Source organism: Tsuneonella sp. CC-YZS046 (genome assembly GCF_035581365.1).
GTDB lineage: Bacteria > Pseudomonadota > Alphaproteobacteria > Sphingomonadales > Sphingomonadaceae > JAWKXU01.
Map to the genome: position 1 here is coordinate 2179292 of NZ_CP141590.1, position 16512 is coordinate 2195803.

The 16512-nt window shown below is 66.5% G+C and carries 16 protein-coding genes; 5 read left to right on the top strand and 11 right to left on the bottom strand.

The features are described 5' to 3' along the window. Positions 1-2 precede the first annotated feature (2 nt). A complete protein-coding gene (locus tag U8326_RS10695; RefSeq protein WP_324740246.1) occupies positions 3-1238 on the bottom strand; it encodes an RsmB/NOP family class I SAM-dependent RNA methyltransferase in 1236 nt (411 codons plus the stop codon). A 126-nt stretch (positions 1239-1364) separates the two neighbouring features. Here U8326_RS10695 and U8326_RS10700 point away from each other — a divergent pair, with 126 nt between their 5' ends. Then, entirely contained in the window at positions 1365-1532 is a 168-nt protein-coding gene (locus tag U8326_RS10700) for a DUF1674 domain-containing protein (RefSeq protein WP_324740247.1), read from the top strand. A gap of 120 nt (positions 1533-1652) precedes the next feature. Here U8326_RS10700 and hemH read toward each other — a convergent pair whose 3' ends face one another. From hemH to U8326_RS10715, 3 genes are read right to left on the bottom strand one after another with little or no spacing between them, the layout of a single operon-like run. Then, positions 1653-2663 carry a ferrochelatase gene (hemH, locus tag U8326_RS10705; protein ID WP_324740248.1) on the bottom strand — a complete coding sequence of 337 codons (1011 nt, stop codon included), beginning with the start codon at positions 2661-2663 and terminating at the stop codon, positions 1653-1655. After that, on the bottom strand, positions 2660-4951 hold the full coding sequence (locus U8326_RS10710) for a molybdopterin cofactor-binding domain-containing protein (protein ID WP_324740249.1): 2292 nt from the start codon (positions 4949-4951) through the stop codon (positions 2660-2662). Before U8326_RS10710 ends, hemH begins: the two co-directional genes overlap by 4 nt. 10 nt (positions 4952-4961) lie before the next feature. Continuing rightward, positions 4962-5918 carry an Mrp/NBP35 family ATP-binding protein gene (locus tag U8326_RS10715; protein WP_324740250.1) on the bottom strand — a complete coding sequence of 319 codons (957 nt, stop codon included), beginning with the start codon at positions 5916-5918 and terminating at the stop codon, positions 4962-4964. Positions 5919-5990: 72 nt separating this feature from the next. Between U8326_RS10715 and hflK the strand changes: the two genes are divergently transcribed. From hflK to U8326_RS10730, 3 genes are all read left to right on the top strand, one after another. Then, complete coding sequence (gene hflK / locus U8326_RS10720; RefSeq protein WP_324740252.1) at positions 5991-7166, top strand: protease modulator HflK; 1176 nt, start codon at positions 5991-5993, stop codon at positions 7164-7166. Between the two features lie 4 nt (positions 7167-7170). After that, positions 7171-8016 (top strand): protease modulator HflC, encoded by an 846-nt coding sequence (locus tag U8326_RS10725; RefSeq protein ID WP_324740253.1) that lies wholly within the window; start codon positions 7171-7173, stop codon positions 8014-8016. Between the two features lie 97 nt (positions 8017-8113). Then, positions 8114-9616 (top strand): Do family serine endopeptidase, encoded by a 1503-nt coding sequence (locus U8326_RS10730; protein WP_324743584.1) that lies wholly within the window; start codon positions 8114-8116, stop codon positions 9614-9616. Positions 9617-9787: 171 nt separating this feature from the next. On the opposite strand, the gene U8326_RS10735 is transcribed toward U8326_RS10730, so the two are convergent. The 4 genes from U8326_RS10735 to U8326_RS10750 form a co-directional block, all read right to left on the bottom strand. Next, on the bottom strand, positions 9788-11917 hold the full coding sequence (locus U8326_RS10735) for a transglycosylase domain-containing protein (RefSeq protein WP_416385475.1): 2130 nt from the start codon (positions 11915-11917) through the stop codon (positions 9788-9790). 106 nt (positions 11918-12023) lie between these two features. Next, complete coding sequence (msrB, locus tag U8326_RS10740; protein ID WP_324740254.1) at positions 12024-12422, bottom strand: peptide-methionine (R)-S-oxide reductase MsrB; 399 nt, start codon at positions 12420-12422, stop codon at positions 12024-12026. 90 nt (positions 12423-12512) lie between these two features. Then, positions 12513-13184: a glutathione S-transferase family protein gene (locus tag U8326_RS10745; RefSeq protein WP_324743586.1), complete on the bottom strand. Its 672-nt coding sequence runs from the start codon at positions 13182-13184 to the stop codon at positions 12513-12515. 151 nt (positions 13185-13335) lie between these two features. After that, complete coding sequence (locus U8326_RS10750; protein ID WP_324740256.1) at positions 13336-13722, bottom strand: hypothetical protein; 387 nt, start codon at positions 13720-13722, stop codon at positions 13336-13338. Between the two features lie 65 nt (positions 13723-13787). On the opposite strand from U8326_RS10750, the gene mobA reads away from it, so the two are divergent. After that, a complete protein-coding gene (gene mobA / locus U8326_RS10755; RefSeq protein ID WP_324740257.1) occupies positions 13788-14315 on the top strand; it encodes a molybdenum cofactor guanylyltransferase in 528 nt (175 codons plus the stop codon). Here the strand turns inward: mobA and metW are convergent. From metW to metX, 3 genes are read right to left on the bottom strand one after another with little or no spacing between them, the layout of a single operon-like run. Continuing rightward, a complete protein-coding gene (gene metW / locus U8326_RS10760) occupies positions 14312-14902 on the bottom strand; it encodes a methionine biosynthesis protein MetW (RefSeq protein WP_324740258.1) in 591 nt (196 codons plus the stop codon). The genes mobA and metW overlap by 4 nt on opposite strands. Beyond that, positions 14899-15330 carry a GNAT family N-acetyltransferase gene (locus U8326_RS10765; protein ID WP_324740259.1) on the bottom strand — a complete coding sequence of 144 codons (432 nt, stop codon included), beginning with the start codon at positions 15328-15330 and terminating at the stop codon, positions 14899-14901. Before U8326_RS10765 ends, metW begins: the two co-directional genes overlap by 4 nt. Continuing rightward, positions 15327-16433, bottom strand: coding sequence for a homoserine O-acetyltransferase MetX (gene metX, locus U8326_RS10770; protein WP_324740260.1), 1107 nt, complete (start codon positions 16431-16433; stop codon positions 15327-15329). Before metX ends, U8326_RS10765 begins: the two co-directional genes overlap by 4 nt. Between the last annotated feature and the right edge of the window lie 79 nt (positions 16434-16512).

Genomic DNA, 16512 nt, shown 5'->3' on the forward strand with positions numbered 1-16512 from the left:
ACCTATCCGGCGCGCCACCGGGCAATAAAGAACCCGTCCAGCCCGCCCGCTTCCGCCAGCTGGGAAGGTGCGGTGCGGACATGGCCTTGCGGGGTGGGCGCCAGACCGGCCGGCAACTCATCAGGCATGATCGGATCGGCCGGGAGCGCGATGCGCGCCGCCTGTTCCTCACCTTCCTCGCGCTCCAGCGAGCAGACGGCATAGACCAGCCGCCCGCCGGATTTCAGCCAGCCCGATGCCCGTTCAATCAGGCGCGCCTGCAGCTCGGTCATCTCCGCGATCTGGCGCGGGCCGATGCGGTGCAGCACATCGGGATGGCGGCGGCAGGTGCCGGTGGCGGTGCAAGGCGCGTCCAGCAGGATCGCATCGAAGCCTTCCGCCGGTTCCCATGCCAGCGCATCGGCGGTAACGATCTCGGCGGACAGCCCGGTGCGGGCAAGGTTCCGGCGCAGGCGTTCGAGCCGCTTGGCGCTGGCATCCAGCGCCGTCACCCGCCATTCCGCCGCCGCCAGCTGCAGCGTCTTCCCGCCCGGCGCGGCGCAAAGGTCCAGCACGCGCCTACCATCGCCCGCACCCAGCAGGCGAGCGGGCAGGCTCGCGGCCAGATCCTGCACCCACCACGCCCCTTCCGCAAAGCCCGGCAGGCTTTCCACCGCCGCTCCACGCGGCAAGCGCAGATGCCCTGGCGCGAGCGAGATCGCGCCCAGCCGCCCGGCCCACTCGCGGGTCGCAGAGGGGTCGCGCAGGGTCAGGTCCAGCGGCGGCGGATCGGCCAGGGCGGCGGCAATGGCGGCAGCCTGCCCGCCCCAGCGCGCCACCACCTCCGCAGGCAGGGTCGGCGCGTCCGGCAGATGTGCCTTGCGCTTCACCAGGGTCGAAAAGACGCCATGGGCCAGGCGGCGCGGGCCGCCCGCCAGCAGGGGCAGGCCGGTCGCCACCACCGCGTGGGGCGGAGTTCCCAGCCGCAGCCATTGCGCCAGCATCAGGCGCAGCACCGCGCGCGGCTTGGCGTCATCGGGCAAGCGCTGACGAGTGGCGCTGTCGATCAGCGCATCGAGATCCGCCAGCCAGCGCAGCACCTCCGCCGCGATGGCGCGAGCCAGCGCCCGGTCGGGCCCCTCCCGCAGATGCTGCATCGCCCCACCTGCCGCCTGATCCAGCGTCTCGCCCCGGCGCAGCACGGCGTCGAGCATCTTCAGCGCGGCGCGGCGCGCGGCAAGGCCGGGAATGTCGGTCATCGCCTTCCCCCTAGAGGGTCGAAGCCCCGGCGTGAAGCAGCAGGCGCCGCTTTTCCCGAGGCGGCAGGCAGCCGCCCTCCACGCAGCGGCTTGCCTTTATGCTCCAGCCGCATCATCATGCGCGGCATGACCCAGCATGCGACCCGCCGTCCCGGCTCCTTCAAGAAGCCCGCCTATTGGAGCGACGCTCCGGCGCCCAGGCCGGAACCGGCGAAGAAGACGGCCGATCCGGACGGCCTTTCCCCGACCCGCTATGGCGACTGGGTGAAGGACGGAATCGCGATCGATTTCTGAGCGCGCATGGCCGCCCGTGTGTCACGGTCGACCATCGTTCTGCTGCTTCCGGGTGCCTCTGTGTGCTTTTCTGGCCCACCTCTGCGCGGGCGCCCGGAGCATTGATCGGCCGAACGGCGGTCAGGCGATCCAGCCGGACAATTCGCGCCGGACCAGCGTTTCCAGCATGTCGATTCCGGGTTCGCTTGCGTTGAGGCAGGCGAGCGCGGCGAAGCGTTCCCCGCCCGCCTCGCGGAACTGCTCCGCCCCGCGGATCGCCAGCTCTTCCAGCGTTTCCAGGCAATCGGCCGAGAAGCCCGGAGCGGCCACCGCCAGCCGCCGGGTGCCCGCCTGCGCTTCCTGAACCAGCACCGCGTCCGTCGCCGGTTCCAGCCACTTCGCCCGGCCGAAGCGGGACTGGAACGACACCTCGATCCGAAGATCGGGGCGAGCCAGCGCATCGCCCAGCAGACGCGCGGTCTTGCGGCAATGGCAGTGGTAGGGATCGCCCAGATGCAGCGTCCGTTCCGGCATTCCATGGAAGCTCAGCACCAGCACCTCGGGCCGGAAATCCAGCGCGTCGATCTGCGCGGCGAGATCGGCGGCCAGCGCGGCGATATAGGCAGGATCGTCGTGATAGGGCGGCAGGGTCCGCATGGCCGGCTGCCAGCGCATGGCCCCCAGCGCCTCGGCGGCGGCATCCACCGCCGTTGCCGTGGTCGCCGCGCTGTATTGCGGGTAAAGCGGCGCGAACAGGATACGGTCGCATCCCGCCGCCATAAGCCCCTTGATTCCGGCATCTATCGGCGGATTGCCATAGCGCATTGCCCAGCGGACCGTGACATCCTTACCCAGACGGGCCTGCAGCCTTTCGGCCTGCTCGGCGGTAATCGCGGCGAGCGGCGAACCCTTGTCGGTCCAGACCTGCCGATAGGCATGGGCGGATTTCCTCGGACGAACATTCAGTATCACGCCGCGCAGGATCGGTTGCCAAAGCAAGGCGGGAATTTCCACCACGCGCGGGTCGGACAGAAATTCCTTGAGATAGCGGCGCACCGCGCCGGGCTGCGGCGCGTCAGGGGTGCCGAGATTGACAAGCAGCACGCCCACCCGGCCGGTGGGGAGAGGGGGATGATCCGAAGGCCGGGTCATAACCCCTCCGACAGCAGCGGCAGGCGGCGCAGGCGCAGGCCGGTCGCGGAAAACAGCGCATTGGCGATCGCAGGGGCGGCAACCGCGACGCCGAGTTCACCGGGGTCGAACGGATCGGCCTCGCTTGGGATGAACTGCACGTCGATCTGCGGGCAATCCGCCAGTGCAGGAAGGGCAAGGCTGCCGAGCCGGACCTTGTCGGGCAATCCCTTCTCGTAGATCGGGCTGGCGCCCAGGGCGAGGCCAAGCCCGAATACCAGCCCGCCTTCGATCTGCTGGTGGGCGATGTCGAGATTCACGATCCGGCCGATATCCGCCACCGCCACGATCCGCTCCACCCGCACGCCGCCCTCGGCCCGGTTCGCCGTGGCGATGGCCGCGATGCAGCCGCCCTGCTCCACGCCACCCATGCGATGGCAGGCCAGCCCCTGCCCGCTTTGCTCCTTGCCGCCATCCCATTGCGCCAGCCGGGCCGCGCGCTGCAGGCAGGCCGCCAGGCGCAGATCGCCGCCGAGCATTTCCATCCGGAACGACAAGGGCTCGCGCTTGTTGCGATAGGCCACCTCATCAATGAAGCTCTCCACGCAGAAGGCCGTGTAGCCGTGGGCATTCGCCCGCATCCGCCCGGTCGGCAGGCCGATGTCCACCGGCACATGGTCGATCGCCACGTTGGGGATAGAGTAAGACGGATCGGCCCCCTCCACCGCCATGGGATCGGCCTTGCCGGCGCTGCTCTCCACGGCGGACCAGGCCGTGGCGTTGTCGAACAGCCGATAGCCGAATTCGCGGCCTGTCGCGGGAACGGCAAACCGCGCGCGGAAGGTCCGGATCGCGCCATCCCGGGCAGTCTGCGCCGAAAGGACTGCCGCAGCGGGCGCTCTGGGGCGGGAGGCCAGATGCTCCTGCCAGCGCGACCAGATCAGCTGGACCGGCTTGCCCACTTCCCTTGCGATCAGCGCGGCCTCGATGGCATGATCGTGCTCCAGCCGCCGGTCGAAACTGCCGCCCGCGGGCATGGGATAGAGCACGACGTCGGCTTCATCGATCTCCAGCGCGGCCGCAGCGGCGCGGCGGGCCTGCTCCGGGGCCTGGCTCGCCAGCCACAGTTCCAGCCGTCCATCCTGAAAGCGGGCGGTGGCGCTGGCCGTTTCGAGGGTGCCGTGGAATGCGGGCGCTATATCGTAGCGGATTGCAACGTCGGGCTTTTCCATCTCCGCCCCGCCATCGCCACGCGTGACGATCCGGTGGGGATCTGCGCTACGCACCGCGCGATCCAGCCGCTCCTCGATCCGCGCGGTGGAAACCACGCCGGTTACACGAAACTCGGGCACCATGGCCGATGCCGCCTTCTCCGCCGCCCACCAGTTGGTGGCGACCGCCGCCAGCCAGCGCTTGCCGCGCACGATGCCCACAAGGCCAGGCATGCCCGCCACGGCCGCCTTGTCGAAGCCGGTCAATTCAGCCTGCGCGAGAGGCCCATGGCGGATGGCCGCGAACACCATGTCGGGCAGGCGCACATCCCCGGCGAAAAGATAGGTGCCATCCACCTTCGCGGGCAGATCCAGCCTGGGGAAGTCCAGCGGAGTTTCGGCGTCTATCGGCCCCGCCGCCTCGGATACGAAGGCACCGGGCTTCTCGGCCGGCGCTTCCGAGAGGAGCGGGGGCGGATCGGGCGGGGAATAGTCCGCGGCTTTTGCCGCCAGTTCCGCGAAGCTCGCGCGCTTTTCGCCGTGGCGGATGAAGCCGCCCTGGGCCTGGCATTCCTCCCATGCGACGTTCCAGCGGTCCGCCGCGGCCATGGCCAGCAGGGCGCGGGCATTGGCCGCCGCTTCCCGGCAGGGCTGCTCATAGGCGGCCAGCGACATGCCATCGGCGGTCGCGATGAAACGGCGCGCCTGCGCGAAACGGCGGGCCAGCCAATCGTCCGGCTCATCGCCCAGGCCGGAAATCACCGGCAGCCATAGCGGCGCCCAGCGCGCCGAGAGGGGAATATTGGCATACACGCCGCTGACCGGCGCCGGCTCCACGGCGACCTGCCGCCAATCCGCCCCCAGTTCCATCGCAACCACTTGCGGCAAAACGGTGGTGACGCCCTGCCCCATCTCGAGCTGCGGAACGGCGACGGTGACGACGCCATCCGTCCCGATCTTGATCCAGGCGCCGAAGGCATATTCGCCCTTCCCCGGCTCCAGCGGCGGCGCATAATGCGGGGACCGCAGACCGAACGCCACCAGCAGGCCGCCACCCACGGCGGCTCCGATCAGCAATCCGCGGCGGGTCAGTTCCATCGCGCCGGCCTCAGCCCCTCAGCCAGCCTGCCAGCCCGCCGGCTATCGCGTGGAAGGATGCGCCTTCCGGCGCGGCGGACGCGGCGGGCGGCGTTCCGGCATCGCTGGCCTCCCGTATTTCCATCGCCAGCGGGATGCGGCCGAGAAACGGCACGCCGAGTTCGGCAGCGGCGGATTCCGCGCCGCCCGATCCGAACGGATCGCTGCCCTTGCCGCAATGGGGGCAGATATATCCCGCCATGTTCTCGACCAGGCCGATCACCGGCACCCCGACCTGATCGAACAGCTGGATCGCCCGTTTCGCATCGATCAGCGCAAGGTCCTGCGGAGTGGAAACGATCACCGCGCCATCGGGGCGGTGCCGCTGGATCATGGTAAGCTGCACGTCTCCGGTGCCCGGGGGAAGGTCGACCAGCAGCAATTCCGTGTCGCCCCAACCCGCCTCCATCAGCTGGCCCAGCGCCCCGGCCGCCATCGGCCCGCGCCAGGCGATGGCCTTGCCCGGATCGACCAGATGGCCCATCGACAGCACCTTCACCCCCTCCGGCCCGTCGACCGGCAGCAGCTGCTTTTCCGCCGCCCCGGCCCGGATTCCCTCGCTGGCCAGCAATTTGGGCTGGGAAGGTCCGTAGATGTCGGCATCGACGACGCCGACCCTGAAGCCCATGCGCGCCAGCGCCACCGCGAGATTGGCGGTCAGGGTGGACTTGCCCACGCCGCCCTTGCCCGAACCGATCGCCACGATGCGCCGCCGGGGCTTTTCACCCATCAGCGCGACCCGCACCTCGCGAACCCCTTCCAGACCTTCCAATGCAGCATGGACCGCAAGCTCCAGAGCAGCCCGCGCAGCAGCATCCAGCCCCCCCGCATCCAGCACGAGAGTGGCCGCGCCATCGTTGAAACTCAGCGCCTGGAGACGCGCACTGATATTATCCGGAAGGTTCGATTTCAGTACCTGTTGGTCCATCACAAAGCCTCCCTAGCGAAATTCGCAGCCGAGGCACTGTTTTTGTGCCGCTCGATCCCTATAAAGAGTGTCATGGAACGTATCGGCGGGTTTTTCGAACGCATAGCACTGGCAATGGCCGGCAAGCGCAGCCCTTGGGGCGGCAAAGGCGATGATGGGAAGCAGGGCGGCGGCGGGGATGATCCCGAAGGCGCTCGGGATGGCACGGGGCAGACCGGAGAAAATCCTCCCCCTCCGCCCAAAGGGCCGCGCAATCCATGGCTCCCGCCCGGCAGCAGCGACGAACCGCGCCGTTCGGCCAGCATCGAGGACATCTTCCGCGCGCGCGGCCCGGAAGGGCCGCGCAGGCAGACCGGCGGGCCGGGCGGTCCGAATTTCCGGCTGCCCGAACGCCCCGGCGGCGGGAGCTGGTTCCCGTTCATCCTGGGCGGCATCGTGCTGGTGTGGTTCGGCGTGACGATGATCCATCAGGTCGAACCCAAGGAAGAAGGGACGGTCACCACCTTCGGGAAATATTCCCGCACGATCACGCCCGGCATTTCGCTGACCCTGCCGTGGCCGATCCAGAACGTCGACGTCACCGACGTCACCTCCATCCGGCGCGAAACCATTCCCGAGGGCGAGGCCGAGAAGCTGATGCTGACCGGCGACCAGAACCTGGTCGATCTCAGCTATCTCATCCGCTGGAACATCAAGGACCTCAAGCAATACAAGTTCCAGCTGGCGCAGCCCGAGGAAACGGTGCGCGAAGTGGCCGAAGCGGCGATGCGCGCCTCGGTCGCCGAAGAAACTCTGGATCGCGTGCTGTCCGGCGCTGGCCGTGGAGACATCGAACAGCGCGTGCGCGACAGGATGCAGGCGGTACTGAACGCCTATGGCTCCGGCATCGCCGTGCAGGGCATCGAGATCAAGAAGACCGACCCGCCCGAGCGCGTGGTCGAAGCCTTCAAGGGCGTATCGGCCGCCCAGCAGGACGCGCAAAGCGAAAGAAACCGGGCGGAAGCATGGGCGCAGCAATTGCTTGCCCGCGCGCAGGGCGATGCCGCCGCCTTCGACAAGGTCTATGAGGAATATCGTCTCGCGCCGCAGGTGACACGCCGACGGATGTATTACGAAACTATGGAACGGGTTCTGAGCCAGACCGACAAGACGATAGTGGAAGCCCCGGGCGTGACTCCCTACCTGCCCTTGCCCGAAATCAAGCGACGCGCGACCGAGCAGCAGCCGCAGCAGCAGGCGGGGAACTGAGACGATGGAAAAACTCTGGGAAAACCATAAATTTTCGATCGTCGCGCTGATCGCGCTGGTGGTGGCGTTGTTCTCCAGCGTTATCGTGGTGCCGGAAACGCAACAGGCGGTGATAGTCCGCACCGGCGATCCCGTGCGCGTGGTCAACCGTTTTCGCCCCGACCAGCCATTCGGCAAGACCGGCGCGGGCATCGTGCTGCGCATTCCGTTCCTGGAACAGGTGCAGCGGGTGGACCGCCGCATCCTGGCGGTCAACATGGAACGGCAGCAGGTGCTGTCCAACGACCAGCAGCGCCTCCAGGTGGACGCCTATGCAAGATTCCGGATCATCGATCCGATCAGGATGGTGGAAACGGCAGGGACCGAGGAAAAGGTCGCCGAGCAGTTGCAGCCGATCCTGGCCTCGGTTCTCCGTCAGGAGCTGGGGCGCCGGGGGTTTGCCGCGCTTCTGACGGCGGAACGCGGCTCCGCCATGACCAATATCCGCAAGGGCCTCGATCGTCAGGCGCGCGAATATGGCGCGCAGGTGCTCGACGTCAGGATCAAGCGGACCGACCTGCCCGACGGCACTCCACTCGAATCGGCGTTCACCCGGATGCAGACGGCGCGGGACCAGGAAGCCGCGACCATTCGCGCGCAAGGCTTGAAGGATGCGCAGATCCTTCGCGCCGAAGCGGAAGCCGAAGCCGCGCGCATCTACGCCAACAGCTTTGGCAAGGACCCGGAATTCTACGACTTCTATCGCGCCATGCAGAGCTATGACGCGACATTCCGGAGCGGCCAGGGAAGCAGCAACATCATACTTTCACCAGACAATGAATATCTGCGTCAGTTCCGCGGTGGAAGGTGAACCATTCAATTTCCGTTCAGGCCGCAAGGCGTGAATCGGCGCAGCTGAGCCGGGGCGATGTCCCCGCAACTGAAAGGAACGAGAGGACGTGAAGCCCGTGCGATACGCCTATGGAATATCGGCCGCGCTGCTGATCGGCGGCGCGACAATCTCGCTTGTCACGGGGGTGCCGGCCGGTGCGCAGGTTGCCCAGAACGATGAAAAGCAGATGGAATCGGTCGTGCCGAGAGCAGGCGCGCCGTCAAGCTTCGCCGACCTGACCCAGCAATTGCAGCCGGCGGTGGTGAATATTTCCACCCGCCAGCGCCTGCAGGTGCCCAATAATCCGCTGGCCCAGTTCTTCGGAATGCCCACGGCCCCGCAGACTCGCGAGGCGCAGTCGCTGGGCTCGGGCTTCATCATTTCCGCCGATGGTTATGTGGTCACCAACAATCACGTCATCACCGCCGAGGGCCAGGGCCAGGTCGAAACCATCACCGTCACCATGCCGGACGGCACGGAATATCCGGCCAAGCTGATCGGCCGCGATGCCGCATCCGATCTCGCGGTGCTGAAGATTGCCCGCCCCAAGCCCTTTCCTTTCGTGAAATTCGGCGATTCCTCGCAGGCCCGGGTGGGCGACTGGGTGATCGCCATCGGCAATCCGTTCGGCCTCGGCGGCACCGTGACGGCGGGTATCGTATCGGCGGTCTACCGCAACACCGGCTCCGGCGGCGCCTATGATCGCTACATCCAGACCGATGCCTCGATCAATCGCGGCAACTCGGGCGGCCCGATGTTCGACATGGAAGGCAATGTCATCGGCATCAACAACGCCATCTTCTCGCCCTCGGGCGGAAGCGTGGGGATCGGCTTCGCCATCCCGGCCGAAATCGCGCAGCCCATCGTGACCAAGCTGATGAAGGGTGAAGCGATCGAGCGGGGCTATCTCGGCATCCGCATCCAGCCGATCAACGAGGATCTCGCCGATTCGCTCGGAATCCCGCATAATCGCGGCGAATTCGTCCAGGCGGTGGAGCCGGGCCAGGCAGCCGAAAAGGCCGGCCTCAAGGCTGGGGACGTGATCCTGCGGGTCGATGGCCAGGATGTGACTCCGGACCAGACCCTCTCCTTCCTCGTGGCCAATATCCAGCCCGGCAAGCGCATTGCGATAGACCTGATCCGCGACGGCAAGCGCCAGACGGTGACCGCCACTGTCGGCAAGCGCCCGAGCGAGGAAGAGCTGGCCCAGCAGCAGATGTTCGACCCTGACGCCCAGGGCGGGCTGGACGGCGATCAAGCCACCCCCGGCAGCGGCGTGGTGGAGAAGGCGCTCGGCATTCAGGTCATCAGGCTCACCCCGCAGATCGCCCGCCAGCTCGGCGCGGCGGACAATACCCAGGGTGTGGTCATCGCCGGGGTCGATCCGAACTCCGATGCCGGAACCAAGGGGCTGCAACGCGGCGACATCATCCTGAGCGCCAATTACAAGGCGCTCACGCAGCCGACCGATCTGGAAACGGCGGTCAGCACTGCGAAATCGAGCGGGCGCGAGGCGGTGCTGCTGCAGATCCAGCGGCGCGGGCGCCCCGCAACCTATGTGCCGATCCGCTTGCGCTAGAGTGATTTCCAAGCAAGTGGAATCGCTTGCCGGCTCGGAAATCACCGAACGAGTCTAGGCAGGTTCGGCAAACAAGATCGCTGGCGGCGCCCATGGTGGACGGGCGCCGCCGCGAACCATATTTTCCGCAATCGACTGTCAGGAAACGTGCTGGGCTGAGGCTTCAGCGCCTCACGGCGGGGAAACCTGCGGGCGCGATCCGCTGCGCACCGTCACGTCGCCCGCGGTGTCCGGGGCGCGCGCGGATGGCTCGGGAGACGCGCCGATGGCGCGATCCAGAAAATCGCCGCTGGCCGCGGGCGGCGGCTGGTTCTGCTGACCCGAGGGCGATGGCTCGCCTTCCGGCGGGAATGGGCGCGCGGGAACATCCGAACGGCGGTTGGGGTCCACCAGATTGCCCTGCTCGTCCACATAGTAGTAATCGCCCGGCTCGCCGAACAGGGCTTCGTCGTCAGGCTCCAGCTGCCATTCGGGCAGCTTGAGATCGGTATCGAATTTCTCGACCGGACGCTTGGCGACCGCATAGCGCATATAGGCGGCGAAGGCCCGCGCCGGAGCGGCCCCGCCCTGCAGGCCGGGGACCGCCTTGGCATCGTCGCGGCCCATCCACACGCCGGTGGTGATGCCGCTGGAAAAGCCCAGGAACCAGCCATCCTTGTTCGAGCTGGTGGTGCCGGTCTTGCCCGCCACCGGGCGGCCGATCTGGGCGGCCTTGCCGGTGCCGATATTCACGGCGGTCTGCAGCATGTCGACGATCCCCGCCGCCACATAATCGGGAACGAGCTGCTGCGCGCGCGTCGGCTTGTGGGAATAGAGCAGTTCCCCATCGGCCGTGGTCACCTTGACGATGCCGAAAGGCTCGATCGCCGTGCCGCGCGCCGAAACCGCGGCGAAGGCCCGGGTCATGTCGATGACGCGAACGTCCGAGGTGCCCAGCACCATCGAGGGAAGGGTGTTGATCGGGGTGGTGATGCCGAAGCGGCGCGCCATGGACGCAACCGTCCCGAACCCGACTTCGTTGCCCAGCTGCGCCGCGACCGTGTTCTTGGAATAGGCGAATGCGGTGCGCACGTCGATCGGCCCGGCATAGCCGCCTCCGGAATTGCGCGGGCTCCAGCCATTGATGGTGACAGGTTCGTCGACCACCCGGTCATCCGGGATATAGCCCGCCTCCAGCGCCGCCAGATAGACGAACAATTTCCATGCGGAGCCGGGCTGGCGCGTCGCATTGACCGCCCGGTTGTAATTGGACGAGACGTAATCCGTGCCGCCCACCATCGCCAGCACCGCGCCATCGCGATCGAGGCTGACCAGCGCGCCCTGCGCATCGCGCGGGGTATTCGCCTTGATCGCGGCGGTGGCCGCGCGCTGCATCCCGACATCCAGCGTCGTCCACACTTCCAGCGGCTCGAAGGTTTCGGGCAGCAGGAGATCGAGCTGCGGCAGCGCCCAATCGGTGAAGTAGCGGATCGAATTCTGGCCCTCGTCCTGTTTCAATCTTACGGCGGAGACATCCACCGCAGCGGCTTCCGACGCGGCCAGCACGCCGTTCTGGCGCATGATCGCCAGCACGACATTGGCCCGCTTCACCGCCGCCTGGACATCCGCTGTGGGCGAATAGCGCGACGGCGCCTTCACCAGCCCGGCGATGATCGCCGCCTCGGCCACGGTCAGGTTGCGGGCCGAATGGCTGAAGAATTTCCGGCTGGCCGCGTCGATCCCGTAAGCGCCGCCGCCGAAATACACCTTGTTGAGATAAAGCTCGAGGATCTGCTCCTTGCTGAACTTGACCTCCAGCGCCATGGCCAGCACCGCTTCGCGCAGCTTGCGGTCGATCGTCCGGCTGTTGTTCAGGAACACGTTGCGGGCAAGCTGCTGGCTGATGGTGGATGTCGCAGCGATGCGCCGGTCATCATGGAACGCGACCCACACCGCGCGGGCCAGACCGATCGGATCGATCCCGAAATGCGAACGGAAACGGCGGTCCTCCACCGAAATCATCGCATCCTTCATCACCTTGGGGATGTCGCCGGAGGCAAGCCAGTCACCCGGACTGGGCCCCAGGGTCACGATCTCGGACCCGTCCCGCGCCCGCACCACGATGGTCTGGCCGACCTCGCTTTCCATCAATTCATTGAAGCTCGGCAAGGAACGCGACGCCATGGCGACGGCGATGCCGACAACCAGCAGGATCAATACGCCGAATGCAACGCCCCACAGGAACAGCCGGCGCATCCAGCGCCGCACCACCCCCGGTTTCTTCGGCCCGTCCGAGCCGCCAGCGCCCCGCACTCTATTCATCTTGCGCGTTCAATCCCACATGGCCGGCCACACCGGCCAATATCCCCGCCTGCACAATCAAGTTGTAACGCAGCGTTAACGATGACCGCCACTCATCAGGCCCGATCTACTCCTTTGGCTCGAAATCGAGGGCGGCGCTGTTGATGCAATAGCGCAGGCCCGTGGGGCGCGGGCCATCCGGAAAGACATGGCCGAGATGGCCTTCGCAGCGCGAACACCGCACTTCTGTGCGCACCATTCCATGCGAGAGGTCGGAATGCTCTTCCACCGCATCGCCGCTGACGGGCCGGTAATAGCTGGGCCAGCCCGAACCGCTGTCATATTTGGTGTCGGAGGTGAACAGCAGCTGGCCGCAACCGGCGCAGCGATATTCGCCTTGCGACTTGTTCTTCTCATACTCGCCGGTGAAGGCGCGCTCCGTCCCCGCCTCCCGCAGAATGCGATACTGTTCCGGCGTCAGCCGCTCGCGCCACTGGGCGTCGTTCAATTCCACCTTGTCAGACATGGGTCACCGTCCTTCTTGGTCCTTACTGGCCGCCGTTTGCAGATATGGGACGGCCCATCCGCCTCGCAAGAGCCGTCAATAGCGGCCCGTTCAGGCGTTGACATCGGAATAATGGGCTGGCGGCTGGATCACATCCATCCGCTCGCTCAACAGCGGGCGGAAGCTGGGCCTGCTCTTGAACACGGAATACCAGCCGCGGGTCTGTTCATGGCCGCTCCAGTCGATGCCGCCGAGATAATCCGCGACGGAAAGCTGGGCCGCCGCGGCCAGATCGGCAAGGCTCATCTGCGCGCCCGCCAGCCACGGGCGGGTGTCGATCAGATAATCCATGTAATCTATATGTTCATTGGCCATCCGCATCGCATCGCGCAGCAGGCGCGAATCCGGCGGGGCGCGATAGACCAGCCGCTTCTTCATCCGTTCCTCGAGCAGAGGCGCAGTGACATCGGCGAAGAAATTCTCGTCGAACAGGGCCACGAGACGGCGGATCTCGGCACGATTGGCCGCGGTCCCGTTGATCATCGGGCTGCGCTCCACCGTTTCCTCGAAATATTCACAGATCGCCCGGCTATCGACCAGGGTGATCCCTTTTTCCGGGTCATGGAGAACAGGCGTGCGCCCGGCCGGGTTCAGCTGGAAGAACTCGTCGCGCCCTTCCCACGGATTTTCCCGCCACAATTCGTACCCTACCCCCTTTTCACCAAGGAGCAGACGGACCTTGCGGCTGAATGGGCACAAGGGGAACTGGTAAAGCTGCCACATCGAGGCCGCTTCATGCCGCAACCGCGCCGAGACGTCCACCGGTCATGCAACAAATTATCGGTGAAAAACCGGCCCTTGAAGCCTCGCCCGCGCCCTACCTCGTTCCGGGATTTCCGAGCCGGCCAGTGATTCCACCTGCTTCCAAATCACTCTACAGGCCGGACGCCTCCAGCGATGCCACGCAGCCCGGCATCGCGGCCGCCAATGCCACCGGCTCGGCCAGGCGGGCGGCCTCTTCCTTCAGCAGCGCGACGATCTCTTCCCGGGTCACTCCCGCCTCGTCCATCAGCTGCGCCCCGGCCCTGACGAAATATTCCTTCCCGCTCTCCGCCAGCGACGGCGGCAGGGCGGGATCGGCGGGGCCCTGTGCGATCTGCTGCGAATTGACCGCGAAGGCGGCGGAACAGCGGAGCAGCATGCGATGTTCCGGCGTGAGCCTTGCCCGCGCCTCGTCGAGAGGGGGCGTCGCCTCGGCGGCGGCGGCCGGAGCGGCTCCGGCGAAGAGCAGCAGGCCGAGAAAAAGGATGCGGTTCGTCATGGCCTGCCTATAGTCCGCTTCGATGAACCCCGGCCATACAATACTCCACCCGCGATGAGGCGCGCATGATTCTGGGACTGGTCCTGGCCGGCGGACGATCGAGCCGCTTCGGAAGCGACAAGGCGCTCGCGGAACTGAACGGGCAAACCCTGATCTCGCGAGCGATAGAGAACCTTTCCGGCTGGTGCGAGCAGGTTATCATCGCCGGGCGGGAAACCGGCCCCGCCCCCTGCATACCGGACTGGCCCCGCCCCGGCATGGGCCCGCTGGCGGGACTGGCGGCGGGCCTTCATCACGCGCGGGATGCCGGATTTGAGGCGGTCCTGAGCTGCGGCGTGGATTCCGTGGATCTACCGGAAGACCTGCCGCTCCTGCTCGATCCGGCCCCGGCCTGCGTGGCCAGCCAGCCCATCATCGGCCTGTGGCCAACCGGGGCCGCGCCGGTGCTGGAGCGGATTCTGAGCGGGAACGGAAAGCACTCGCTGCATGTCTTTGCCCAGAGCATCGGCGCGCGCTGCGTCGAGCTGGCCCAACCGCCAGGCAATGTGAACACGCCGGCCGATCTTGCCGCGATCGGGCAGCGCAAAGATTAGCGCGAAAGCTGGAACACCGCGTTCTGCGCGCGCCAGTTGGCGCCGGTCGCGCCGATCAGCCCATCATTGGCGAGGAACCAGCTGCGCTGGACGCGGACCCCCTTCTCGGCCAGCAGGCTCCGGAAATCCTCCACTGTCAGATGATGGATATTGGGGGTATCGTACCAGTTCTGCGGCAGGTTGCGGGTCACCGGCATCCGCCCGTTCCACAGCAATGCCAGGCGCACCCGCCAATGCGCGAAATTGGGAAAGCTGACGAAGGCCTGCCGCCCGATCCGCAGCAATTCGTCCAGCATGATATCCGGGCGTTGCGTGGTTTGCAGGGTGTGGCTCAGGATCGCGTAATCGAAGGCATCGTCCGGATAGAAGGCGAGGTCGCTGTTCGCGTCGCCCTGAATGACGGAAAGGCCCCGGCTGACGCATTGCTCCACCTTTTCGGGGTCGATCTCCATGCCGCGCGCATCCACGCCCTTCTCGTCGCGCAGCGCGGCCATCAGCACGCCATCGCCGCAGCCGACATCGAGCACGCGCGAGCCGGGCATGACATTGTCGGCGATCACCGCCAGATCGGGACGAAGCGCGCTCATCCCGCCAGCGCCGCCTTGTGCGCCGGGTCCAGCCGTTCCATGTAGTGCTCCGGCCTTTCCAGCGGAACGAAGCCCAGCGGGGCATAGACGCCATGCGCATCGCGCGTGGCCAGCCCCCACCGCCGCAGTCCGCTCAATTCCGGATGTTCCAGCAGAAAACCCGCCATTGTCCTTCCAATGCCCTGTCCACGGGCAGTCTCGTCAACCACGACGTCGGTCAGCCAGGCCATGGTGGCGCGATCCGTCACCGCGCGGGCGAAGCCGATCTGCCGGCCATCCCGATAAGCGCCGACGCAAAGCGAGTTCGCGACCGCCCGCTCCAGCGTTGCGCGATCCATGCTCGCCCCCCAATAACTGGCCCGCAGCCACCCAAGCACCCGCGCCACGTCGATCCGCGCCCGGTCTTCGCTGAGTTCCACGCCGCTCATTGATCGAGGAATCCCCGGATCACCCGGTCAAGGGCCGGAACGTCGAGCAGGAAGCTGTCGTGCCCATAGGGCGCGGACAGTTCGACGAAGCTGACCGGCGCGCCCGCCGCATTCAGCGCATGGACGATATTGCGGGATTCGGCGGTGGGATAGAGCCAGTCCGTATCGAAGCTGACCACGCAGAACCGGGCGCTCCCGCCCGCGAAGGCATCCGCCAGCCGCCCGCCGTGTTCCTCCGCCAGATCGAAGTAATCCATCGCCCGGGTGATGTAGAGATAGGAATTCGCATCGAACCGGTTGGTGAATGAAAGGCCCTGATAGCGCAGATAGCTCTCGACCTGGAAATCCGCGTCGAAGCCGAAGCTCTTTGCCGAACGATCCTGCAGCCGCCGCCCGAACTTCTCGGTCAGGCCCGCTTCGGAAAGATAGGTGATGTGCGCCGCCATGCGGGCCACGGCCAGCCCGGCATCGGGCGGCTTGCCGGTGCCGTAGTAATTGCCGTCCTGCCAGTTCGGATCGGCCATGATCGCCTGCCGCCCGACTTCATGGAAGGCGATGTTCTGCGCGGAGTGGCGCGCGGTCGTGGCGATCGCCAGGACGCGCTCCGTCCTTTCGGGAAAATTGGCGGCAAGGCTCAGGGCCTGCATCCCGCCCATCGAGCCGCCGATCACGGTGTGCAGACGTTCGATGCCGAGCGTATCGAGCAGCCGCACCAGCCCGCGCACCATGTCGCGAATGGTGATGACGGGAAACCGCATCCCATAGGGCGCGCCATCGGGGGCAAGGCTCATCGGGCCGGACGAGCCCATGCAGCTGCCGATCACATTGGCGCAGATCACATGGAAGCGATCCGTATCGATCACCTTCCCCGGCCCGACCGATTGCGACCACCAGCCCGGCTTGCCGGTGATCGGATGCGGGTTGGCCACATATTGATCCATGGTCAGCGCGTGACAGATCAGGATCGCATTCGACCGGTCGGCGGAAAGCTCCCCATAGGTCTCGAACGCTATGTCCACGCATTCGAGCACCTGCCCGCTGTCGAGCGGAAGCGGTTCCGGCAGCCGGATGTTAGGGCTGGTGGAGGCAAGAGTTGTAGCCATATCTGGTTCAGCGAATTGGGGGACGCCCGCCGCACTGTCAATGACCGGGCTGTCAATCACGGCAAAGCTCGGCTATGCG

Coding starts and splice junctions, on each gene's coding strand:
- U8326_RS10695 (WP_324740246.1), bottom strand. CDS start 1,238: ATGACCGACATTCCCGGCCTTGCCGCGCGCCGCGCCGCGCTGAAGATG.
- U8326_RS10700 (WP_324740247.1), top strand. CDS start 1,365: ATGACCCAGCATGCGACCCGCCGTCCCGGCTCCTTCAAGAAGCCCGCC.
- hemH (WP_324740248.1), bottom strand. CDS start 2,663: ATGACCCGGCCTTCGGATCATCCCCCTCTCCCCACCGGCCGGGTGGGC.
- U8326_RS10710 (WP_324740249.1), bottom strand. CDS start 4,951: ATGGAACTGACCCGCCGCGGATTGCTGATCGGAGCCGCCGTGGGTGGC.
- U8326_RS10715 (WP_324740250.1), bottom strand. CDS start 5,918: ATGGACCAACAGGTACTGAAATCGAACCTTCCGGATAATATCAGTGCG.
- hflK (WP_324740252.1), top strand. CDS start 5,991: ATGGAACGTATCGGCGGGTTTTTCGAACGCATAGCACTGGCAATGGCC.
- U8326_RS10725 (WP_324740253.1), top strand. CDS start 7,171: ATGGAAAAACTCTGGGAAAACCATAAATTTTCGATCGTCGCGCTGATC.
- U8326_RS10735 (WP_416385475.1), bottom strand. CDS start 11,917: ATGAATAGAGTGCGGGGCGCTGGCGGCTCGGACGGGCCGAAGAAACCG.
- msrB (WP_324740254.1), bottom strand. CDS start 12,422: ATGTCTGACAAGGTGGAATTGAACGACGCCCAGTGGCGCGAGCGGCTG.
- U8326_RS10745 (WP_324743586.1), bottom strand. CDS start 13,184: ATGTGGCAGCTTTACCAGTTCCCCTTGTGCCCATTCAGCCGCAAGGTC.
- U8326_RS10750 (WP_324740256.1), bottom strand. CDS start 13,722: ATGACGAACCGCATCCTTTTTCTCGGCCTGCTGCTCTTCGCCGGAGCC.
- mobA (WP_324740257.1), top strand. CDS start 13,788: ATGATTCTGGGACTGGTCCTGGCCGGCGGACGATCGAGCCGCTTCGGA.
- metW (WP_324740258.1), bottom strand. CDS start 14,902: ATGAGCGCGCTTCGTCCCGATCTGGCGGTGATCGCCGACAATGTCATG.
- U8326_RS10765 (WP_324740259.1), bottom strand. CDS start 15,330: ATGAGCGGCGTGGAACTCAGCGAAGACCGGGCGCGGATCGACGTGGCG.
- metX (WP_324740260.1), bottom strand. CDS start 16,433: ATGGCTACAACTCTTGCCTCCACCAGCCCTAACATCCGGCTGCCGGAA.